A 17,679-nucleotide genomic window follows, 5' to 3' on the forward strand; every position below is an offset into this window, starting at 1 on the left:
TCGTCAGAGCAACAGACATCAATGTCTTCATCATTACCCCCCCCCGGTCGATGCGATTTGTCGAGGCTACCATCCGAGGTTCATTCCCAGTGGGCGAAATGATTGACCGGATGGACGAGAACGCCGGCCCCGACTCTCGTCGGGCACCGGCGTTCTGCTCAGCAGGCGATCAGCCCTTCTTCGGCGGCGTCACCGAGATGAGCGCCGCAGTGTTGCCCTGCATGGCCTTCTTCACCGAGATGACGGTGCCGTAGCCCACGCCGGAGTCGGCGGGGTTGCCGGTACCGAGCACAGTGAACCCGAGGTCGGTGCCGTAGTACGCCGTCGCCGGGGTGCCGTCGGGGTTGACTACGCGCGTGGTGTACGGAGCACCGCCGACCGAGGGCACGACCACCGAGGCGTCGCGCAGACGGTTGTACAGCCCGACCTTGCCGTTCACGGTGAGCGGCTCGATGCCCGCGACCCAGCCCTTGTCGTCGGTGAAGGTGCTCACCGGCGCCTGGGGCTTCAGAACGGTGCAGGCCTCGTTGTACGCGGCGTCGACGAGGCAGTCCTTGAACTGATACGTCGGCTGCAGGCCGAACGCGGCGTTCGACGACTGCGCACGGCTCGAGATGTTCTTCTGAACAGACGGGTCGAGCGCGGCCTCAGCACCGGTGCGGCGCAGCGGATCGAAGTGGCTGTCCACCAGAAGCAGACCGCCCTTCGCCCCGTAGCTCGGCAGGTTCGTCAGGTTCGAGGTGACCTGGTTCGAGGTGCCGTAGACCGCGTCGCGGTACCAGACCAGCGCGCCGGGCGCGTTGTAGGGAACCTTCTCGACCTTCCAGGCCTCGTCGCTGTACACCGTGGTGTAGCCGTACTTGAGGCCCTCGTCGAAGCCGTCCAGGTTGCGCCACTCGACCAGGTAGTACTGCGACTTGATCTGGGTGCCGCTGTCGCGGGTCCAGCCCGAGCCGCTCGTGTCGGTGAATGTGCCGGCGGTCGCCGTCCATCCGTTGTCGCCGGATTCGACGTCGTCGCTCCACACCGACTCGGTGCCGCTGGTGAGCGAGAAGTCGTCCGAGAACCAGCCGCGCTCCTGGAACGCCGCGTCAGTCGCCTGGCGCAGGCGGATCTGGATGTTCTGTCCGGCGTACGCCGACAGGTCGACGTAGTCGTGCGCCCAGCCGTTCGACGAGCCGGTCAGACCGTACTTCTTGCCGCCGAAGTCCTTCATGCGACCATTCGGGTCGGCGTAGGTGTCGCTCGTCGAGACCAGCGCGCCCGCCTCGTTGTAGACCTTCTGCTCGGTCCAGGTGCTGCCGCCGTCGGTCGAGACCTCGACGAAGCCGAAGTCCCAGTCCTCCTCGATGATGTAGTTGTTCCACATCCAGAACTTGCCGTTGGCGGGCACGCCTGCGATGGAGCGCGTCAGACGGGAGTCAGCCCAGTCCTGGTCTGCACCGGAGTACCACATCTCCGAACCGCTGTGCGGCTCGGCGAGCACGATCTTCTTGTCGGGCAGGTTCACCTTGATGCCGTCCTCCGTGCCCTTCTTCGGGCGCGAGGTCTGGCCGACCTTGACCGTCGTCGGCTTGTCGCCGGGGTTGATCTCCTGCGGGTCGGCCCATCCGAGCACCCACTTGTCCCAGAGGCCCATGTGGGTCGGCATCGACTGGAAGATGGGGCCGGAGTGCGAGCCGGAGCTCATCAGATCCCAGAAGTCGATGTCGGAGTTGCCCGCGTTCGAGGTGTCGTACAGGTCGGGCAGGCCGAGGTCGTGTCCGTACTCGTGTGCGAACACGCCGACGCCGGAGTTCTCCGGCTGCACGATGTAGTTCGACAGCTTCAGGTTCGTGCCGGGGATGCTGGCACCGCCGGCGACCGAGGAGGAGTGCGCCCAGATCGAGTAGGTGCCCTGGGCGCCGCCGCCACCGGACTTGTCCTCACCGGCGTGCACCAGGACGACATGGTCGATCACGCCGTCGGGCTCGTTGACGTTGCCGTCGCCGTCGCGGTCTCCCTGGTCCTCGATGTCGTAGTCGGCCCACGGGAAGTTCGGGTTCTGCGCGGCGAGCGACGCCACGGCGTCGATCGGCAGCTGGCCAGGTCCGAGCGGGTTGTCGGGGTGGCCCTGCATGTCCTGCATGGGGCCGGCGACCCAGTTGCCGCTCTCGTCCTGGTGGCAGACGGTGGCGCCGTAGTACGCCTCGGAGTGCGGCACCTTGACCCACGCCGTGGCGGAACCGGTGAGGGTGTACGCGCCGCGCGACATCTCCTCGTACATGTTCTTCATCGTGTAGCCCGAGATGTCGAAGCCCGGCTTGCCGTCGGGGCCGGTCAGATCGGGGCGAACGCGCTCGGTGATGCCCTTCTCGGAGAACAGCATCTTGTTGTAGAAGTCGCTCGAGAAGTCCTTCACCCACATGGTGTTGTTGTCCTTGTGAGCGGCATCCGCCGGGTTCGGGATGTTGTTGTGCAGGACGGGTCCCTGCACGTCGCCCGGCTTGCACGTCGTGGCGCCGAACTCGGTCGGCACGTACAGGTCGCTGAAGTCCTCGGTGCCGTCGAACTCGACCAGGATCGTGAGCAGCTTCGCCTGCTGAGTGCTCTTGGAGTGCTTCAGGTTCTTCGGGCTCTTGCCGGTCTTCTGCGCCTTGGCCTCACCCTTCGCCAGCTGCTTCGCCGCCTTCGGGTTTCCCTGCGCGTACTTCTGGTCGTAGGCCTTGGCGCGGTCGAGCGCCTTGGCGCCGCTGAAACCCTTGGTCGAGCCCTTCGCGCTGGCGACCGGCGAGTCGACGGATGCGTCGAAAGCACCCTCAACGTTCGGCGCGGCGTAATTCATGTAGTACTCGTCGGCGCCGATCGTGGGTGAGGACGGTGCCGCCTCCGCTGCTGCAGGGGCGCCGCTGGCGGGTATCACGCCGAAAGTGGTGACGCCGGCGACCGCGAGCGCGAACGCCGAGGTCGTCGCCACTACGCGCCTTCGCGTGCGGCCGGTTGGTTCTGACATTGCTTCTCCCTTCGCGCGCCGCGCGAAAGGGGTGTCGCAACGGCGCGAGCGGTGCGCGCCGATCAGGCGCGCAAGATCACTTTTACCGTGAAAGTCCTGTGCAGGGGAAGTGGATTCGCTGAATCCGAGACAAACGCGTGATCCGCGCTCAGGGCACACGCATCGGTCGTTCCACGCCCAGCGCACGCCGGGCGCGGTCCGCGTGCGCGTCGTAGCCGCGCGCCTCCGCCAGGGCGAGCACCTCACGGAGGTAGACGGCGGCGCCTGAACCGTCGCCCATCCGCTGATGCGTGAGCCCGCAGCCGAGCATCGCGTCGAGCCGTGACTGCACGTTCTGCACCTCCTGCGCGATCGACAGTGCGCGTTCGTGCAGGTCGAGGGCGGCAGGGAAGTCCGCGTTCTCCCTGGCGCACTCGGCCAATGCCTCGGTCGCGGCGCCTTCGAGTCGCCGCAGTCCAGAGTCCCGGCTCAGCGACATCGTCCGTCGGGCGGCGTCCGCTGCCGCATCCCAACGTCCGCGAGACAGCTCGAGCAGGGCGAGGACGAGAAGTGCGGTCCCCTCCGACCTGGCATCCGCGCATGCTCGAGCGAGCCGGAGCGCCTCCGCGATCGTCGCGGCGGTGTCCCGGTGGGCGAGATCCAGTTCGACCGAGGCGAGGTTCGCCGTGCAGGCGGCGATCAGGCGGACGTCCCGCGGATCGCGGGCCTCGAGCCCGTTCCTGAGCAGTTCGAGCGACTGCAGGAGGCGTGCGCGGGCGTCGGCAGCGCGCCCGATCCTGCGAAGGACCAGGGAGAGGTTGTTCAGCGATATCGCCTGTTCTCGTACGTCGCCGAGCCGGTGATTCAGATGCAGCGCGCGCTCCTGGTGGTGCACGGACGCCTGTGGGTCGCCGAGGTGATCCATCAGGATGCCCAGAGCGCACTCGGCCAACGCGAGAGCGCGATCGTCGCCCTCGGCGCCGGCGTCGTCGCGCACCCGTTCGCCGAGGCTGCGCATCGTCTGCGCATCGCCCTGCATCGTCGCGTAGACGGAGAGCTCGGCGAGGAGTACCGTGCGGAAGCCGCTCGCAGCATCGTCGCCCTCCGCCATCGACATCAGCGCCGGCCACATGTCCTGCAGCCAGGTCACCGCCGCCGCGGCATCGGCGAAGCCCGCGGCCTTCGACCTGAGGGCAGGATCCGGCAGATCATCCTCGCGCAGCGGGACGTCGAGGCCGAGCACTCGGCAGGCGTCGATCACTCCCCAGAGCCAGAGCGACTGGATGCGGCGCAGCGAGCCCGAGACGACGTCCGCACCGTCGACCCGGTGCAGCAGCTCACGGGCGAACGCCGCGAGCAGGTCGTGCTGGCCGACCCTGTTCCCCATGTGACGCTCGGCGAGGTGCAGCCCGACGAGCGTCTGCAGGGCACGCCTGGTGTCGCGCGGATCGCGCCCCCATGCCGCCGCGATCGTGTCGAGATCAGACGGATGCTCCAGCACCCCGATCCGCCGGAACAGCGAGGCGTCGTCCGGGGTGAGAGCGTCATAGGAAGCCTGCAGCACGGCCCGGACATCGCGGCCGTCGTCATCGGGAGTCGCCAGCGCATCGAGGCGGAGGCGCTCGTCCTCGAGCTCCGCGATGAGATCCGCGACCGCGACCTCCGTGGAGCCGCCGTACTCGCGCAGGCGCTCGGCGGCGATGCGCAGGGCCAGTGGCAGGTGCCCGCAGAGCGCGGCGAGTCGTGCGAAGGCCGGGGCCGGAGCCCGACCCGTCGAGGGCCCCGCACCGTCGGTGGTCCCGCCGAGGAGCGCTGCGGCGTTGCGGGGCGAGAGCGGCCCCAGGCGCACTCGCCGTGCTGAGATCCCGGCGGCCAGCGATGTCAGCTCCCGGCGCGAGGTGACCACCGTCACGACGCCCGGCGCGGAGACCATCAGAGGGCGCAGCTGCTCGCCGTCCACCGCGTCGTCGAGCAGGATCAGCATCCGGCGCGAGGCGACCAGGGTGCGCAGCAGCGCGCTGCGCTCCGGAAGCCGCTGCGGCACGGCGCTGGGCTGGACTCCCAGAGACGTGAGCAGGTGCGCGAGCACCGACTCCGCGGAACGGGGGCCGGCGGGGCTGAATCCGGCGAGGTCGACATAGACCTGCCCGTCCGGGAACTCGACGCGGAGGTCGCGTGCCCAGGCGAGCGCGAGCGCTGTCTTGCCCGAGCCCGCCGGACCGGAGATCAGTCCGGTTCGCGCGCCTTCCCCGGCCCGCAGCAGGTGATCCAGCTCGGCCAGCTGTGGGTCACGTCCGATCAGCGTCGTGGCCGCCGGAGGGAGTTCCGCCGGAGCCGACCCGGCAGCGATGCCGGTGCGCAGGGCCAACCGGTGCGCGGCCTGCAGCTCGGCGCCCGGTTCGACGCCGATCTGGTCGATCAGCAGTCGGCGCCCCTCTCGGAACACCTCGGCCGCCCGCCCGGATCGTCCGGCGCGGATCAGGGCGAGCATCAGCTGCGCCCTGAGACGCTCGCTGAGCGGCTCCTCGGCGAGGAGCCGCTGGATCTGCGGTACCAGCGCTCCTCCCTCACCGGAGTCGAGACCGTCCTGGAACAGCTGCACGGCACCGGTCAGCCGCAGCTCCCGCAGCCGGAGGCGCTCGCGCTGGAACAGCTCCTGCTCCAGCCCGTCGTAGGGGTCCCCGCGCCAGGCGGCCAGCGCCTCGGCGAGATCGCCGTGACCGGAGACGGCGGCCTCGAGTGCATCGGCGTCGACCTGGTCGTCGTCCAGCACGAGACGGTAGGCATCGGCATCCGACTCGATGCGCGCCGCGCCGATCACCTTTCGCAGACGGTGGATCTGCACGCGGACCCGGCGTGTGACCCCCGCGCCGGTGTCTCCGGGCCAGAGCAGTTCGGTGAGGGCATCGAGGCGGGCGCGACGGCCGTCGGCCGTGAGCAGCCCGGCGAACAGCAGGCGCTGCAGCCTGCCCGGCAGGGGAACCTCCGCACCGTCGTCGTCGACGATGCGGACGGGGCCCAGCACTGCGATGCGCATGTCGTCTCACACCTTAGTCACGGGCGCGGACCGTCGGGCCCGGTCCTGCGATGGGGCCTCTAAGACGAGGCCGTCGCGAAATAGGGATTCCTCCCGATGCTGCCCACCCGCCTCAGAGCGGAGTGTAGGGATGCACACGAAAGAGGAGTTGCCATGTACGAGCAGAGTTTCTTCCACGGCCGCATCACCGCGATCGAGACCGAGCACGCCACCCGCGCCGCCGAGCGCGACCGGATGCTGCGTGAGCGGCTCGGGGTGCCGGAGTACCAGGACGGTCTGATCCGGCGGATGCGCGCGGCCCGCGCCGCCCGCCGTGCCGCGCGCGCCGCGGTGCCGGCCGCAGCCCCGAGTGCCGCCGGGCAGGCGCCGGGTCGTCCGGCATCTGTCCGTCCGGCGCCGGCGCGCGACATCACGCCGTGCGCGGATTGCCCGGCGGCCGCATGACTCGCGCGTTCCGCGCGGTTGCGGCGGCTTCCCGTCGCCGTTCATCCCGGAACCGCGGAGCCCGTTCGGCTCGGGTCGGGATCCGTCCCGCTCTGTGGAGTGGATTGCGATCTGGATGCCGGTGGGGTGCTGTTTCCGGGGCGAAACGCGAGGTGGACGGCCGCGTCGGGTGGCGGGAAGGCCGCGCACCGCGGCGCGGGCGGTCGGGTCGCTTGCGGGAAGTTCGTCCCGCTCGAGTCGCAGTTCGTCCCGCTCTGCCGGGCGGATTCCGTCACGAAGTGCGATCCGGATGCCGGTGGGGCGTCGTCTTCGGGGCGAATCGCGACCTGGACGGCGCCGGCCGGCGTCGGGATGGCCGCGTCGGGCGACCCCGGATGCCGGTTCCGCTGTGAGCGTCGTCACCACGGGGCCCGATGTCGGTGGCCGGTGGCACGATGGGGGCATGCCTCTCGTCACGCCGTCCGCCACGATGGTGGGCCGCGATATCGAGCTCGGGCTGCTCGGGCGGGCGTTCGACCGTGCGGGCAGCAGCGAGCCGGCATCCGTGCTCATCGGCGGCGAGGCCGGCATCGGCAAGACCCGGCTGCTCGCGGAGTTCGCGGAGCGGCTCGACGGTCGTGCCACGCTGCTGACCGGATGGTGCCTGGACTACGGCTCCATCCCCGTGCCCTACGGGCCCCTGCCGGCGATCGTGCGCGGCGCGCTCCAGGCGCTCGACGACCCGTCGGCCGAAGCAGCGGGCCCGGGCCGGGCGGCGCTGCGACTGCTGCTGCCTGAGCTGGGCGAGGGGCCGATCGATCGGGCCGCCATTCCGCCCGAGGGCCTGGGCGAGGCGATCGCCGATGTGTTCGAGGCCGCCGCGCGACGGCATCCGCTGGTCGTGGTCGTCGAAGACCTGCACTGGGCCGACCCGGCGACCCTCTCGATCCTCTCCTTCCTGCTCCGCGCGCTCGCACGCGAGCAGGTCATGTTCGTGCTCACCTGCCGCACCGACGAGATCGGCCGCGGCGGTGCGGTGCGGTCGTTCCTGGTCGCCGCCGAGCGCGCCAGGCTGCTCGACCGGATCAGTCTCGACAGGCTCGACGCGGCGGCGGTGCGCGTGCTCGCGGAGTCGCTGCACGGCGGCGTCGACGACGCCTCCTTCGCCCGCGTCCTCGAGCGCTCCGAGGGGGTGCCGTTCTTCGTCGAGGAGCTCGCCTGCAACGCCGAGGGCCCCATTCCCGAGACGCTGCGCGATGTGCTGCTCGCGCGGTTCGACGGGCTCGGCGACGACGCGAAGAAGGTCGTTCGCCTGGCATCGGCCTCCGACGGCTCGGTGTCGCACGATCTGCTCACGACGCTCTCGGCGCTGCCGGACGAGCGGCTCGACGGCGCCCTTCGTGAGGCGATGGCGGCGTCGATCCTCGCGGTGCGCGACGACGACGCCTACTCCTTCCGGCACGCGCTGCTGCGCGAGGCCGTGCACGACGACCTGCTCCCCGGTGAGCGCGGCCGGCTGCACCGCGCCTATGCCGAGGCGCTCGAGGCGCGTCCGCCGGGCACCTGCAGCCGGGCGTCCGAACTGGCCTACCACTGGCACCAGGCGCACGACGCCAGGCGCGCACTCGCCGCGGCCGTGCAGGCCATGACGCAGGCGCGCACCGACTTCGCGTTCTCCTCTGCTGCGCGGTTCGGCGAACTCGCGCTGGAGCTCTGGGATCAGGTTCCGGATGCCGCGGAGCTGGTGGGCATGCCTCGGATCACGCTGCTCACCAGGCTCGGATCGATCATGCGCAACGCGGGTGACAGCGAGCGCGCGCTCAGTGTCGTCGACCTCGCGCTGCAAGAGGCGGAGAACGACGACGGCATCGAGCTCGGCGCTCGCGTGCGGCTGCTGCGCGACAAGGCGATGTACCTGCAGAACGCCGGACGGCACGGGTCCATCGAGTACTCCGAGCAGGCCCTCGCGCTGATGGACGACGACTTCGACGATCAGCGGCTGCGGGCGCTGGTGCTGGTGCAGCTGGCCGGGCGGCTGATGATCAGCGCGCGCTTCGACGAGTGCGAGGTCGCGGCCTCCGACGCGATCCGCATCGGCGAGAGCCTTGGCGTCGACTCGGTCATCTCGATGGCGGCGACCACCATCGCCATCTGCGCCATGGAGCGAGGCGATCTCGACGGCGCCTACGCCTGGTTCGAGCGGGCGCAGCAGCACGCGATCAACAACGACGCGAAGCTGCGGTACCGGGTCAACTACTCCGATGCGCTCTGCCTGCTCGGGCGGCATCGCGATGCCATCCGGGTGGCCGAGGAGGGCGTCGCCCACGCCCGCGCGCTCGGCCTCGAGCGCACCAGCGGATCGATCCTCACCCAGAACCTGGTCGAGCCGCTGCTGCACCTGGGCCGGATCGACAGTGCCGAAGAGTTGCTCGCCGGCGACCTGGCGATGCCCACGCACCGCATCTTCCGGGTGTACACCACAGCCTCGCGCATCAAGGCGCTCGCCTGGCGCGGACGCATCGACGAAGCCAGGGCGCTGCGCGACGAGTGGCGCACCAGGATCGACGCCGCCGCCGAGGTCGAGACGCAGGTCTGGTACGGGCGACTGCTGTCGGCACTCGAGATCGAGATGAACGCCGGACGTGCAGAGGCGGCGGCCGACCTGCTCGACGGTCTGCTCGACGCCCCGGTGCGGCTGCCCGCGCACTTGGCGCGGACGCTCAGCGAGGCGCCGTGGACCGTGGTCGCGCTGCGTGCACAGGGACAGAGCGCCCGGGCCGTCGCGCTTGCGGAGCGTCTGCTGGCCGCGTGGGACGCGCTGCCCGGCGAGCTTCGGCATCCGCACTGGGATCCGGTGCTGCGCGCCCTGTTCGAGCCGTCGAGCACCGCGCTGCGGGCGGCGCTCGTGCACGCCGAAGACGAGGACGCCCAGGCGCTGCACGCCGTGCTGGTGCGGCTGGAGCTGGCCCGCGCGATCGTGGCCGAGCGCGGCGACCGAACCGAGGCCGCGGAAGTGCTGGCCGAGGCATCCGCGATCGCCGAGCGCGTCGGTCATGCGCGTCTCGCCCGCGACGTCGCCGACTTCACTGCGGCATCCGGTCTGGCGAACGGCCACGCGCGCGGCGACGGCGCCGAGCTCACCGAGCGCGAGCGGCAGGTGCTCGATCTGATCGGCGAGGGCCGCAGCAACCGCGAGATCGCCGATGAGCTGTTCATCAGCATCAAGACGGTGAGCGTGCATGTCTCGGCGATCCTGCGCAAGCTCGGCGCCTCGTCGCGCACCGAGGCCGCTGCGCGCCTGCGCGCCGGGGTCTGAACCCACCCTGTTCCGCCGTCCGTGAGGAACCACTTCCGTCGTGAGAAACCGTGCGCCAGGTCGTTTCTCGTGCGGGAAGTGGTTTCTCGCGGCGCTCACGAGACCGGCGTGATCCTGTCGCGCAGGGCGCTGTCCTCGTGCATCAGGCCGGCCACGACGTCGAAGATCGTCTTCTCGATGGCGGCGACGGCGGCGCTCGGTCGTACAGCCGTACGGCGTGACAGGTTGACGGTACGGGTGAGCTGTGGAGCGCGCAGCTGTGAGCCCTGCAGTTCCGGCCTGCCCAGGAGCACGGTCGCGGGAACCACCGCCACGCCGATCCCGCGGGCCACGAAGCGCAGCACCGCGTCCATCTCGGCGCCTTCGACGGCGATCGCGGGAGTCAGTCCGGATGCCTCGAACGCGGCATCCGTCGCGACCCGCAGGTCGTAGCTGCGGTTGAACGCGACCTGCGCAAGCGCGGCCAGCTCGGTGATGGTGAGGTGGTCGGGAACGTCGCCCGCGTCGGCGGCGGAGGCGACGACCAGCTCCTCAGTGAACAGCGGCACCCGCTCGACCGCTGGGTCTTCGCGCACGTTCGGCCGCGTGATCGTGAGGGCGAGGTCGAGTGCACCCTCGCCGAGAGCCTCGACGAGCGCGCGCGACCCGGCCTCGGTGATGTGCAGGTCGATGCCCGGGTGCGCGCGCCGGAACTCGGCGATCACCTCCGCCACCACCGAGACGCACAGCGTCGGCGGGGCGCCCAGGCGGATGCGACCGCGCCGCAGACCGGCCAGCTCGTCCATCTCCTGCCGTGCGGCGTCGGCGTCGGCCAGCATCCGCCGGGCGATCGGCAGCAGCGCCTCACCGGCGGTGGTGATCGCGACGCCGGTGCGGTCGCGCTGGAACAGCGTGGCGCCGAGATCGGATTCCAGCGCCTGGATCTGCCGCGACAGTGAGGGCTGAGTCAGGAACAGTTCGTCGGCGGCGCGGGTGAAGTGGCCCAGCCGCGCGACGGCTTCGAATGAACGGAGCTCCTCGAGTCTCATGCAGAAAGCGTATCGAAGGCAGAGAAACTATGCATTGGCGGGATCGATCTGGCGTTCCTAGCGTGGAACGCATGCTCTCCTCCCCGCACGCAGAACGTCACCTCACCACCTCCGTCCTCGTCATAGGCACCGGCGGCGCGGGCCTCCGCGCATCCATCGAACTCGCCGAGCGTGGCATCCAGGTGCTCGCCGTCGGCAAGCGGCGCAAGCACGACGCACACACCACCCTCGCGGCCGGCGGCATCAATGCAGCCCTCGGCACCATGGACCCCGAGGACTCCTGGCAGCAGCACGCCGCCGACACGCTGCGCGAGTCGTACTTCCTCGCCGACCCCGAGATCGTCGAGGTCGTCGCGCGGAACGCGGCCCGCGGCATCGAAGACCTCGAGCGATGGGGGATGCCCTTCGCGCGCGAGGCCGACGGCCGCATCAGCCAGCGCTTCTTCGGTGCGCACACGTACCGCCGCACCGCCTACGCCGGCGACTACACCGGTCTCGAGATCCAGCGCACGCTGGTGCGTCGCGCGGCCGAGCTTGCGGTGCCGATCATCGACACCGTCTACATCACCCGCATCCTCACCGCGGACGGCACGGTGTTCGGCGCCTACGGCTTCGACATCGTCGACGGCACGCCGATCGTCATCCACGCCGACGCGGTCATCCTCGCCGCCGGCGGGCATACCCGCATCTGGCGCTACACCTCCTCGCGGCGCGACGAGAACACCGGCGACTCGTTCCGTCTGGCCGCACTGGCCGGCGCACGCATCCGCGACGCCGAACTCGTGCAGTTCCATCCCTCCGGGCTGCTCGAGCCCGACGACGCCGCGGGCACGCTCGTCTCCGAGGCGGCGCGCGGCGAGGGCGGCATCCTCACCAATGCGCAGGGCGAGCGGTTCATGGAGCGGTACGACCCCGAGCGAAAGGAGCTGTCGACCCGCGACCGCGTGGCGCTGGCGAACTACACCGAGATCGCCGAGGGGCGCGGCACCGAGAAGGGCGGCGTCTGGCTGGATGTCTCCCACCTGCCGCGCGAGCAGATCCTCGAGAAGCTGCCGCGGCTGTACCGCGCGATGATCGATCTGCAGATGCTCGACATCACCGAGCAGCCCATGGAGGTGTCGCCCACGGCGCACTACTCGATGGGCGGTGTGTGGGTGCGCGCCGAGGACCACGGCACCGGCGTCGAGGGGCTGTACGCGATCGGCGAGGCCTCCAGTGGCTTGCATGGTGCCAACCGGCTGGGCGGCAACTCGCTGATCGAACTGATGGTCTACGGCCGGATCACCGGCGAGACCGCGGCCGAGTACGTCCGCGGCCGCACCGAGGTGCGTCGCGATCCGGCAGCGGTGGCCGCGGCTCGCGCCGAGTTGGAGGGATTCCTGCACAGCACCGGCACCGAGACGCCCCGGCGGCTGCAGCGCGCCGTGCGCGACCTGATGACCGAGCACGCCGGCGTCATCCGCACCGAGGAGTCGTTGCGGGAGGGACTGGCCGAGCTCGCCGTCCTCGAGGAGCGCGCGAAGAACGTCACCGCGCATCCCGACATCGCCGGCTTCGACGATCTCGCGCATGCCTTCGACCTGCTCGGATCGCTTCTCGCCGCGCGCGCCACCCTCGAGTCGGCGATCGAGCGGCGGGAGACCCGTGGATGCCACAACCGGGCCGACTTTCCGGAGACCGACCCGGCGCTGCGCGGCAACATGATCTGGACTCCGGGCGGGGGCGTCGAGTTCGAGCCGCTCCCCGATGCGCCGGAATCGTTCCGCGGGCTCGCCGAGGAGTCGGCGTCGGATGCGGTGGAGGGCAAGCTCGTGGAATGAGCGCGAGCGGTTGGTGCCCCTCTGGGAATACCCCAGGGGGGTATTTTCTTGTATGCTGATGAAGCGGTACCCCAGGGGGGTACTCTGGAGTCAGTAACAGAAAGGTGCGAACCATGACCACGACCGAGTTCCAGGTGACCGGGATGACCTGCGGGCACTGCGAGATGTCCGTCCGCAAGGAGGTCCAGCAGGTCGCCGGCGTCGAGGGCGTCGACGTCAGTGCGCAGACCGGAAAGCTGATCGTCACCTCTGCGGCATCCGTCGATGCGGCAGCCGTGATCGCCGCCGTCGACGAGGCCGGCTACGCGGCCGTCGCCGCCTGACACCCACAACCATCGAGACCGGAGCATTCGGAACATGAGCACCGCAGCAGCAGACAACCGCATCGAACTCGCCATCGGCGGGATGACGTGTGCGTCCTGTGCGATGCGCATCGAGAAGAAGCTCAACAAGCTCGACGGCGTTATCGCCACGGTCAACTACGCGACCGAGAAGGCGCAGGTCAGCGTCGACGGCGATCTCGACCCGGCGGTGCTCATCGCCGAGGTCGAGAACGCCGGGTACACGGCGCAGGTGCCGGCGACCAAGAAGGAGCGCGCGGACGACGAGGCGGATGCCGAGGATCCGGAGCTGCGATCGCTGCGGCAGCGCCTGATCGGTTCGGCCGTGCTGAGCGTGCCGGTCATCCTGCTCGCGATGATCCCGGCGCTGCAGTTCACCTATTGGCAATGGGCGTCCCTCGCCCTCGCCGCACCGGTGATCGTGTGGGGCGCCTGGCCGTTCCACCGCGCCGCGTGGGTGAATCTGCGGCACGGCGCCGCGACGATGGACACCCTGATCAGCCTCGGCACGTCGGCCGCGTTCCTGTGGTCGCTGTATGCGCTGTTCTTCGGCACCGCGGGCATGCCGGGCATGACGCACGGCTTCTCATGGACGGTCACGCCCACGGACGGCGCGGGCAACGTCTATCTCGAGGTCGCCGCCGGTGTGACCACCTTCGTGCTCGCAGGGCGCTACTTCGAGAAGCGTGCCAAGCGGCAGGCGGGGGCAGCGCTCCGCGCACTGCTCGAGCTGGGCGCGAAGGATGTCGCGGTGCTGCGCGGTGGCGTCGAGACCCGCATCCCGATCGAGGAGCTCCGCGTCGGTGACGAGTTCGTCGTGCGCCCCGGTGAGAAGATCGCCGCCGACGGCGTCGTGTCCACCGGCACCTCCGCGGTCGACGCGTCGATGATCACCGGCGAGTCCGTGCCGGTCGAAGTCGCGCCAGGGGATGCGGTGACCGGCGCCACCGTGAACGCCGGCGGGCGACTGGTGGTGCGCGCCACGCGGGTCGGCTCCGACACGCAGCTCGCGCAGATGGCGAAGCTGGTCGAGGAGGCGCAGTCCGGCAAGGCCGAGGTGCAGCGCCTGGCCGACCGCATCTCCGGCGTCTTCGTGCCGATCGTCATCGGCATCGCCCTGGTGACGCTCGTCGCCTGGGCGCTGATCTCCGGCGACTGGAGCATGGCGTTCACCGCCGCGGTGGCCGTGCTGATCATCGCCTGCCCGTGCGCGCTGGGTCTCGCGACCCCGACCGCGCTGCTGGTCGGCACCGGCCGGGGTGCGCAGCTCGGCATCCTCATCAAGGGACCCGAGGTTCTCGAGTCCACCCGCCGCGTCGACACGATCGTGCTCGACAAGACCGGCACCGTGACCGAGGGTCGCATGTCGGTGGCATCCGTCATCCCCTCAGAGGGCACGGATGCTGCGCAACTCCTGCGCCTTGCCGGCGCAGTCGAGGATGCCAGTGAGCACCCGATCGCCCAGGCGATCGCGAAGGCCGCAGCCGAGGCGCCCGCGATTCCGGCTCCTGAGCGCCCTTCGTCTCGCTCCGCTCGCTCAGGAACCGCGGACCCGCGAGTCGAAGGGCGCTCAGGAACCGCGGACGCGCGGGACGAAGGGCGTGCGGTCGCACTCCCCGAGGTCGAGTCCTTCCAGAACGTCGAGGGGCGCGGCGTCACCGGCGTCGTCGACGGGCACGCGGTGCTCGTCGGCCGGCTTTCGCTGCTCGAGGACTGGGCCGTGCACCCGTCGAGGGACCTGCTCGACGCGAAGGCGCAGGCCGAGACATCCGGCCAGACCGCCGTGCTCGTGGCCTGGGACGGCGAGGCCCGCGGCGTGATCGTCGTGTCGGATCGCGTGAAGGCGACCTCGGCCGAGGCCGTGGCGTCCTTCGTGAAGCTCGGGCTGACGCCCATCCTGCTCACGGGTGACAACGAGGCGGCCGCTCGGCACATCGCCGCGCAGGTCGGCATCACCGAGGTCATCGCCGAGGTTCTGCCGGTTGAGAAGCTCTCGGTCGTCGCCCGCCTGCAGGATGAGGGCAGGATCGTCGCGATGGTCGGCGACGGCGTGAACGACGCTCCGGCGCTCGCGCAGGCCGACCTCGGCATGGCGATGGGCACCGGTACAGATGTCGCTATCGAGGCATCCGACATCACTCTCGTCCGCGGAGACCTGCGGGCGGCGGCGGACGCGATCCGTCTGTCGCGGCGCACGCTCGGCACGATCAAGGGCAACCTGTTCTGGGCGTTCGCGTACAACACCGCGGCGATCCCGCTCGCGGCGCTGGGGCTGCTGAACCCGATGATCGCGGGCGCGGCGATGGCCTTCTCGAGCGTCTTCGTAGTGGGGAACAGCCTGCGGCTGCGCCGATTCCGCTGAGCGGCTCGCGGCCAGACCCCTCTGGGAACCCTTGTCAGGGAATACCCCAGGGGGGTATGTTCGTTGTCGTGAACATGGAGAAGCACGAGGGCCACGACACGCACACCGGGCACGCCACCGGGTCGTTGAGTGAAGTGGCGGAACAGTCCCAGCACGCGCATGGGGATCACACCGGTCACGACGCCCACGCGGGTCACGATGCCCACGCGGGTCACGATGCCCACGCGGGACATGATGCCCACGCGGGTCACGATGCCCACGCGGGACATGATGCACATGAGGCGCACGGCGCCCACGCAGGGCACGCCGGCCACGCCGGCCACGGCGATCACGTCGGACAGTTCCGGCGGCTGTTCTGGATCAACCTGATCATCGCCGTCCCGGTGGTCGCTCTCTCGCCGATGTTCGCGATGATCCTCGGCTACGAGGTCCCGGGCTGGGCGCGATGGACCGCCCCTGTCCTCGGTACGGTCATGTACGTCTGGGGCGGCCGGCCGTTCCTGACCGGCGCCGTCTCCGAGCTCAAGGCACGCAAGCCCGGGATGATGCTGTTGATCGCCCTCGCGATCACTGTCGCCTTCCTGGCATCCTGGGGCGCGAGCCTCGGTCTGCTGCACCACGAGCTCGAGTTCTGGTGGGAGCTGGCGCTGCTGATCGTGATCATGCTGCTCGGGCACTGGATCGAGATGCGCTCGCTCGCGCAGACCAGTTCGGCGCTCGACTCGCTGGCCGCGCTGCTGCCCGATGAGGCGGAGCTGGTGGACGGCACCGTGGTCTCGCCGTCCGACCTGCGCGTCGGAGACGTCGTCATCGTGCGCCCCGGCGGCAGCATCCCGGCCGACGGGCGGATCGTCGACGGCCGCGCAGACATGGATGAGTCGATGCTCACCGGCGAGTCCCGCTCGGTCTCCCGCGGCATGGGCGACTCCGTCACCGCGGGTACGGTTGCGACCGACTCCGGCCTGCGCGTGGAGGTCACCGCCACTGGGGACGACACCGCGCTGGCCGGCATCCGCAAGCTCGTCGCCGATGCGCAGGCGTCCAGCTCCCACGCGCAGCGTCTGGCCGACCGGGCCGCCGCGTGGCTGTTCTGGTTCGCGCTCGGCGCCGCGGCGATCACCGCGATCGTCTGGTCGTTCATCGGGCTGCCGGACGAGGCCGTCATCCGCACCATCACAGTGCTCGTGATCGCCTGCCCCCACGCGCTGGGCCTGGCCATCCCGCTGGTCGTGTCGATCGCCACCGAGCGTGCGGCCCGCGCGGGCGTGCTCGTCAAGGACCGCCTGGCGCTCGAGAGCATGCGCGACATCGACGCGGTGCTGTTCGACAAGACCGGAACGCTCACCAAGGGCGAGCCCACCGTCACCGGCGTCGCACCGGTCGGGGAGTGGACCTCCGACCAGGTGCTGGCGCTCGCGGCATCCGCCGAGGCCGACAGCGAGCACCCGCTCGCGAAGGCGATCGTGCGCGCGGCATCCGCCCTCGACGTGGCCACCGCGACAGGGTTCGCCTCGTCGCCCGCCGTCGGCGTGACCGCGACGGTCGAGGGTCACGAGGTGCGCGTCGGCGGCCCTCGGCTGCTCGACGAGATCGGGGCCGTCGAGGTGCCGGATGCCGCGGACTGGCGCGCAGACGGCGCGATCATCCTGCACGTCGTGCGCGACGGACAGGTGATCGGCGGGCTGAAGCTGGCCGATGAGATCCGCTCCGAGTCGCGCGAGGCCGTCGAGGCGCTGCGGGCGAAGGGCGTCGAGGTGGTCATGATCACCGGCGATGCCGAGGCTGTGGCGCACTCCGTGGCATCCGAGCTGGGTATCGAGCGGGTGTTCGCGGGCGTGCGCCCCGAGGACAAGTCCGCGAAGGTCGCCGAGCTGCAGCGCGAGGGCAAGAAGGTCGCGATGGTCGGCGACGGCGTGAACGACGCTCCGGCACTCGCGCAGGCGGATGTCGGGATCGCGATCGGCGCCGGAACGGATGTCGCGATCGCCTCGGCCGGCGTCATCCTGGCATCCGACGACCCCCGCTCCGTGCTCTCCGTGATCGAGCTGTCGCGGGCGAGCTATCGCAAGATGAAGCAGAACCTGTGGTGGGCGGCGGGCTACAACCTGATCTCGGTGCCGCTCGCGGCCGGCGTGCTCGCGCCGATCGGGTTCGTGATGCCGATGTCGGTGGGCGCGGTGCTGATGAGCCTCTCGACGATCGTCGTGGCGCTCAACGCCCAGTCCCTGCGCCGTCTGGATCTGCGGCCGGAGCGGATGACCGGCCGCTGACCCGGTCCTTCCCGTGCTCCGGTCTCAACGGTTGCGGGTGTTCGGCCTTCGAACCCGCATCCGCTGAGACCGGAACCGGGGCAGCGCCGGCGGTGTTCGAGGGGCGAGTCC

Annotated in this window: 9 protein-coding genes; 6 read left to right on the forward strand and 3 right to left on the reverse strand. The window is 70.3% G+C overall.

The genetic code is table 11. The features are described from left to right. Nucleotides 1-169: 169 nt before the first annotated feature. Together ACFVDO_RS14930 and ACFVDO_RS14935 are read right to left on the reverse strand one after the other, a co-directional pair. Nucleotides 170-2,992: an immune inhibitor A domain-containing protein gene (locus tag ACFVDO_RS14930; RefSeq protein WP_378857977.1), complete on the reverse strand. Its 2,823-nt coding sequence runs from the start codon at nucleotides 2,990-2,992 to the stop codon at nucleotides 170-172. A gap of 148 nt (nucleotides 2,993-3,140) precedes the next feature. After that, nucleotides 3,141-6,008 carry a BTAD domain-containing putative transcriptional regulator gene (locus ACFVDO_RS14935; RefSeq protein ID WP_378857978.1) on the reverse strand — a complete coding sequence of 956 codons (2,868 nt, stop codon included), beginning with the start codon at nucleotides 6,006-6,008 and terminating at the stop codon, nucleotides 3,141-3,143. Nucleotides 6,009-6,161: 153 nt separating this feature from the next. Between ACFVDO_RS14935 and ACFVDO_RS14940 the strand changes: the two genes are divergently transcribed. Together ACFVDO_RS14940 and ACFVDO_RS14945 are read left to right on the forward strand one after the other, a co-directional pair. Then, entirely contained in the window at nucleotides 6,162-6,452 is a 291-nt protein-coding gene (locus ACFVDO_RS14940) for a hypothetical protein (protein ID WP_378857979.1), read from the forward strand. Between the two features lie 442 nt (nucleotides 6,453-6,894). Then, entirely contained in the window at nucleotides 6,895-9,747 is a 2,853-nt protein-coding gene (locus ACFVDO_RS14945; protein WP_378857980.1) for an AAA family ATPase, read from the forward strand. A 95-nt stretch (nucleotides 9,748-9,842) separates the two neighbouring features. On the opposite strand, the gene ACFVDO_RS14950 is transcribed toward ACFVDO_RS14945, so the two are convergent. Next, a complete protein-coding gene (locus ACFVDO_RS14950) occupies nucleotides 9,843-10,775 on the reverse strand; it encodes a LysR family transcriptional regulator (RefSeq protein WP_378857981.1) in 933 nt (310 codons plus the stop codon). A 71-nt stretch (nucleotides 10,776-10,846) separates the two neighbouring features. On the opposite strand from ACFVDO_RS14950, the gene ACFVDO_RS14955 reads away from it, so the two are divergent. The 4 genes from ACFVDO_RS14955 (at nucleotide 10,847) to ACFVDO_RS14970 (ending at nucleotide 17,568) form a co-directional block, all read left to right on the forward strand. Continuing rightward, nucleotides 10,847-12,595, forward strand: coding sequence for an L-aspartate oxidase (locus ACFVDO_RS14955; protein ID WP_378857982.1), 1,749 nt, complete (start codon nucleotides 10,847-10,849; stop codon nucleotides 12,593-12,595). Nucleotides 12,596-12,708: 113 nt separating this feature from the next. Further along, nucleotides 12,709-12,918 (forward strand): heavy-metal-associated domain-containing protein, encoded by a 210-nt coding sequence (locus ACFVDO_RS14960; protein ID WP_378857983.1) that lies wholly within the window; start codon nucleotides 12,709-12,711, stop codon nucleotides 12,916-12,918. A gap of 34 nt (nucleotides 12,919-12,952) precedes the next feature. Next, nucleotides 12,953-15,298 carry a heavy metal translocating P-type ATPase gene (locus ACFVDO_RS14965; protein ID WP_378857984.1) on the forward strand — a complete coding sequence of 782 codons (2,346 nt, stop codon included), beginning with the start codon at nucleotides 12,953-12,955 and terminating at the stop codon, nucleotides 15,296-15,298. A 74-nt stretch (nucleotides 15,299-15,372) separates the two neighbouring features. Further along, entirely contained in the window at nucleotides 15,373-17,568 is a 2,196-nt protein-coding gene (locus ACFVDO_RS14970) for a copper-translocating P-type ATPase (RefSeq protein WP_378858032.1), read from the forward strand. Nucleotides 17,569-17,679 lie beyond the last annotated feature (111 nt).

This window comes from Microbacterium sp. NPDC057741, assembly GCF_042798735.1.
Classification (GTDB): Bacteria; Actinomycetota; Actinomycetes; order Actinomycetales; family Microbacteriaceae; genus Microbacterium.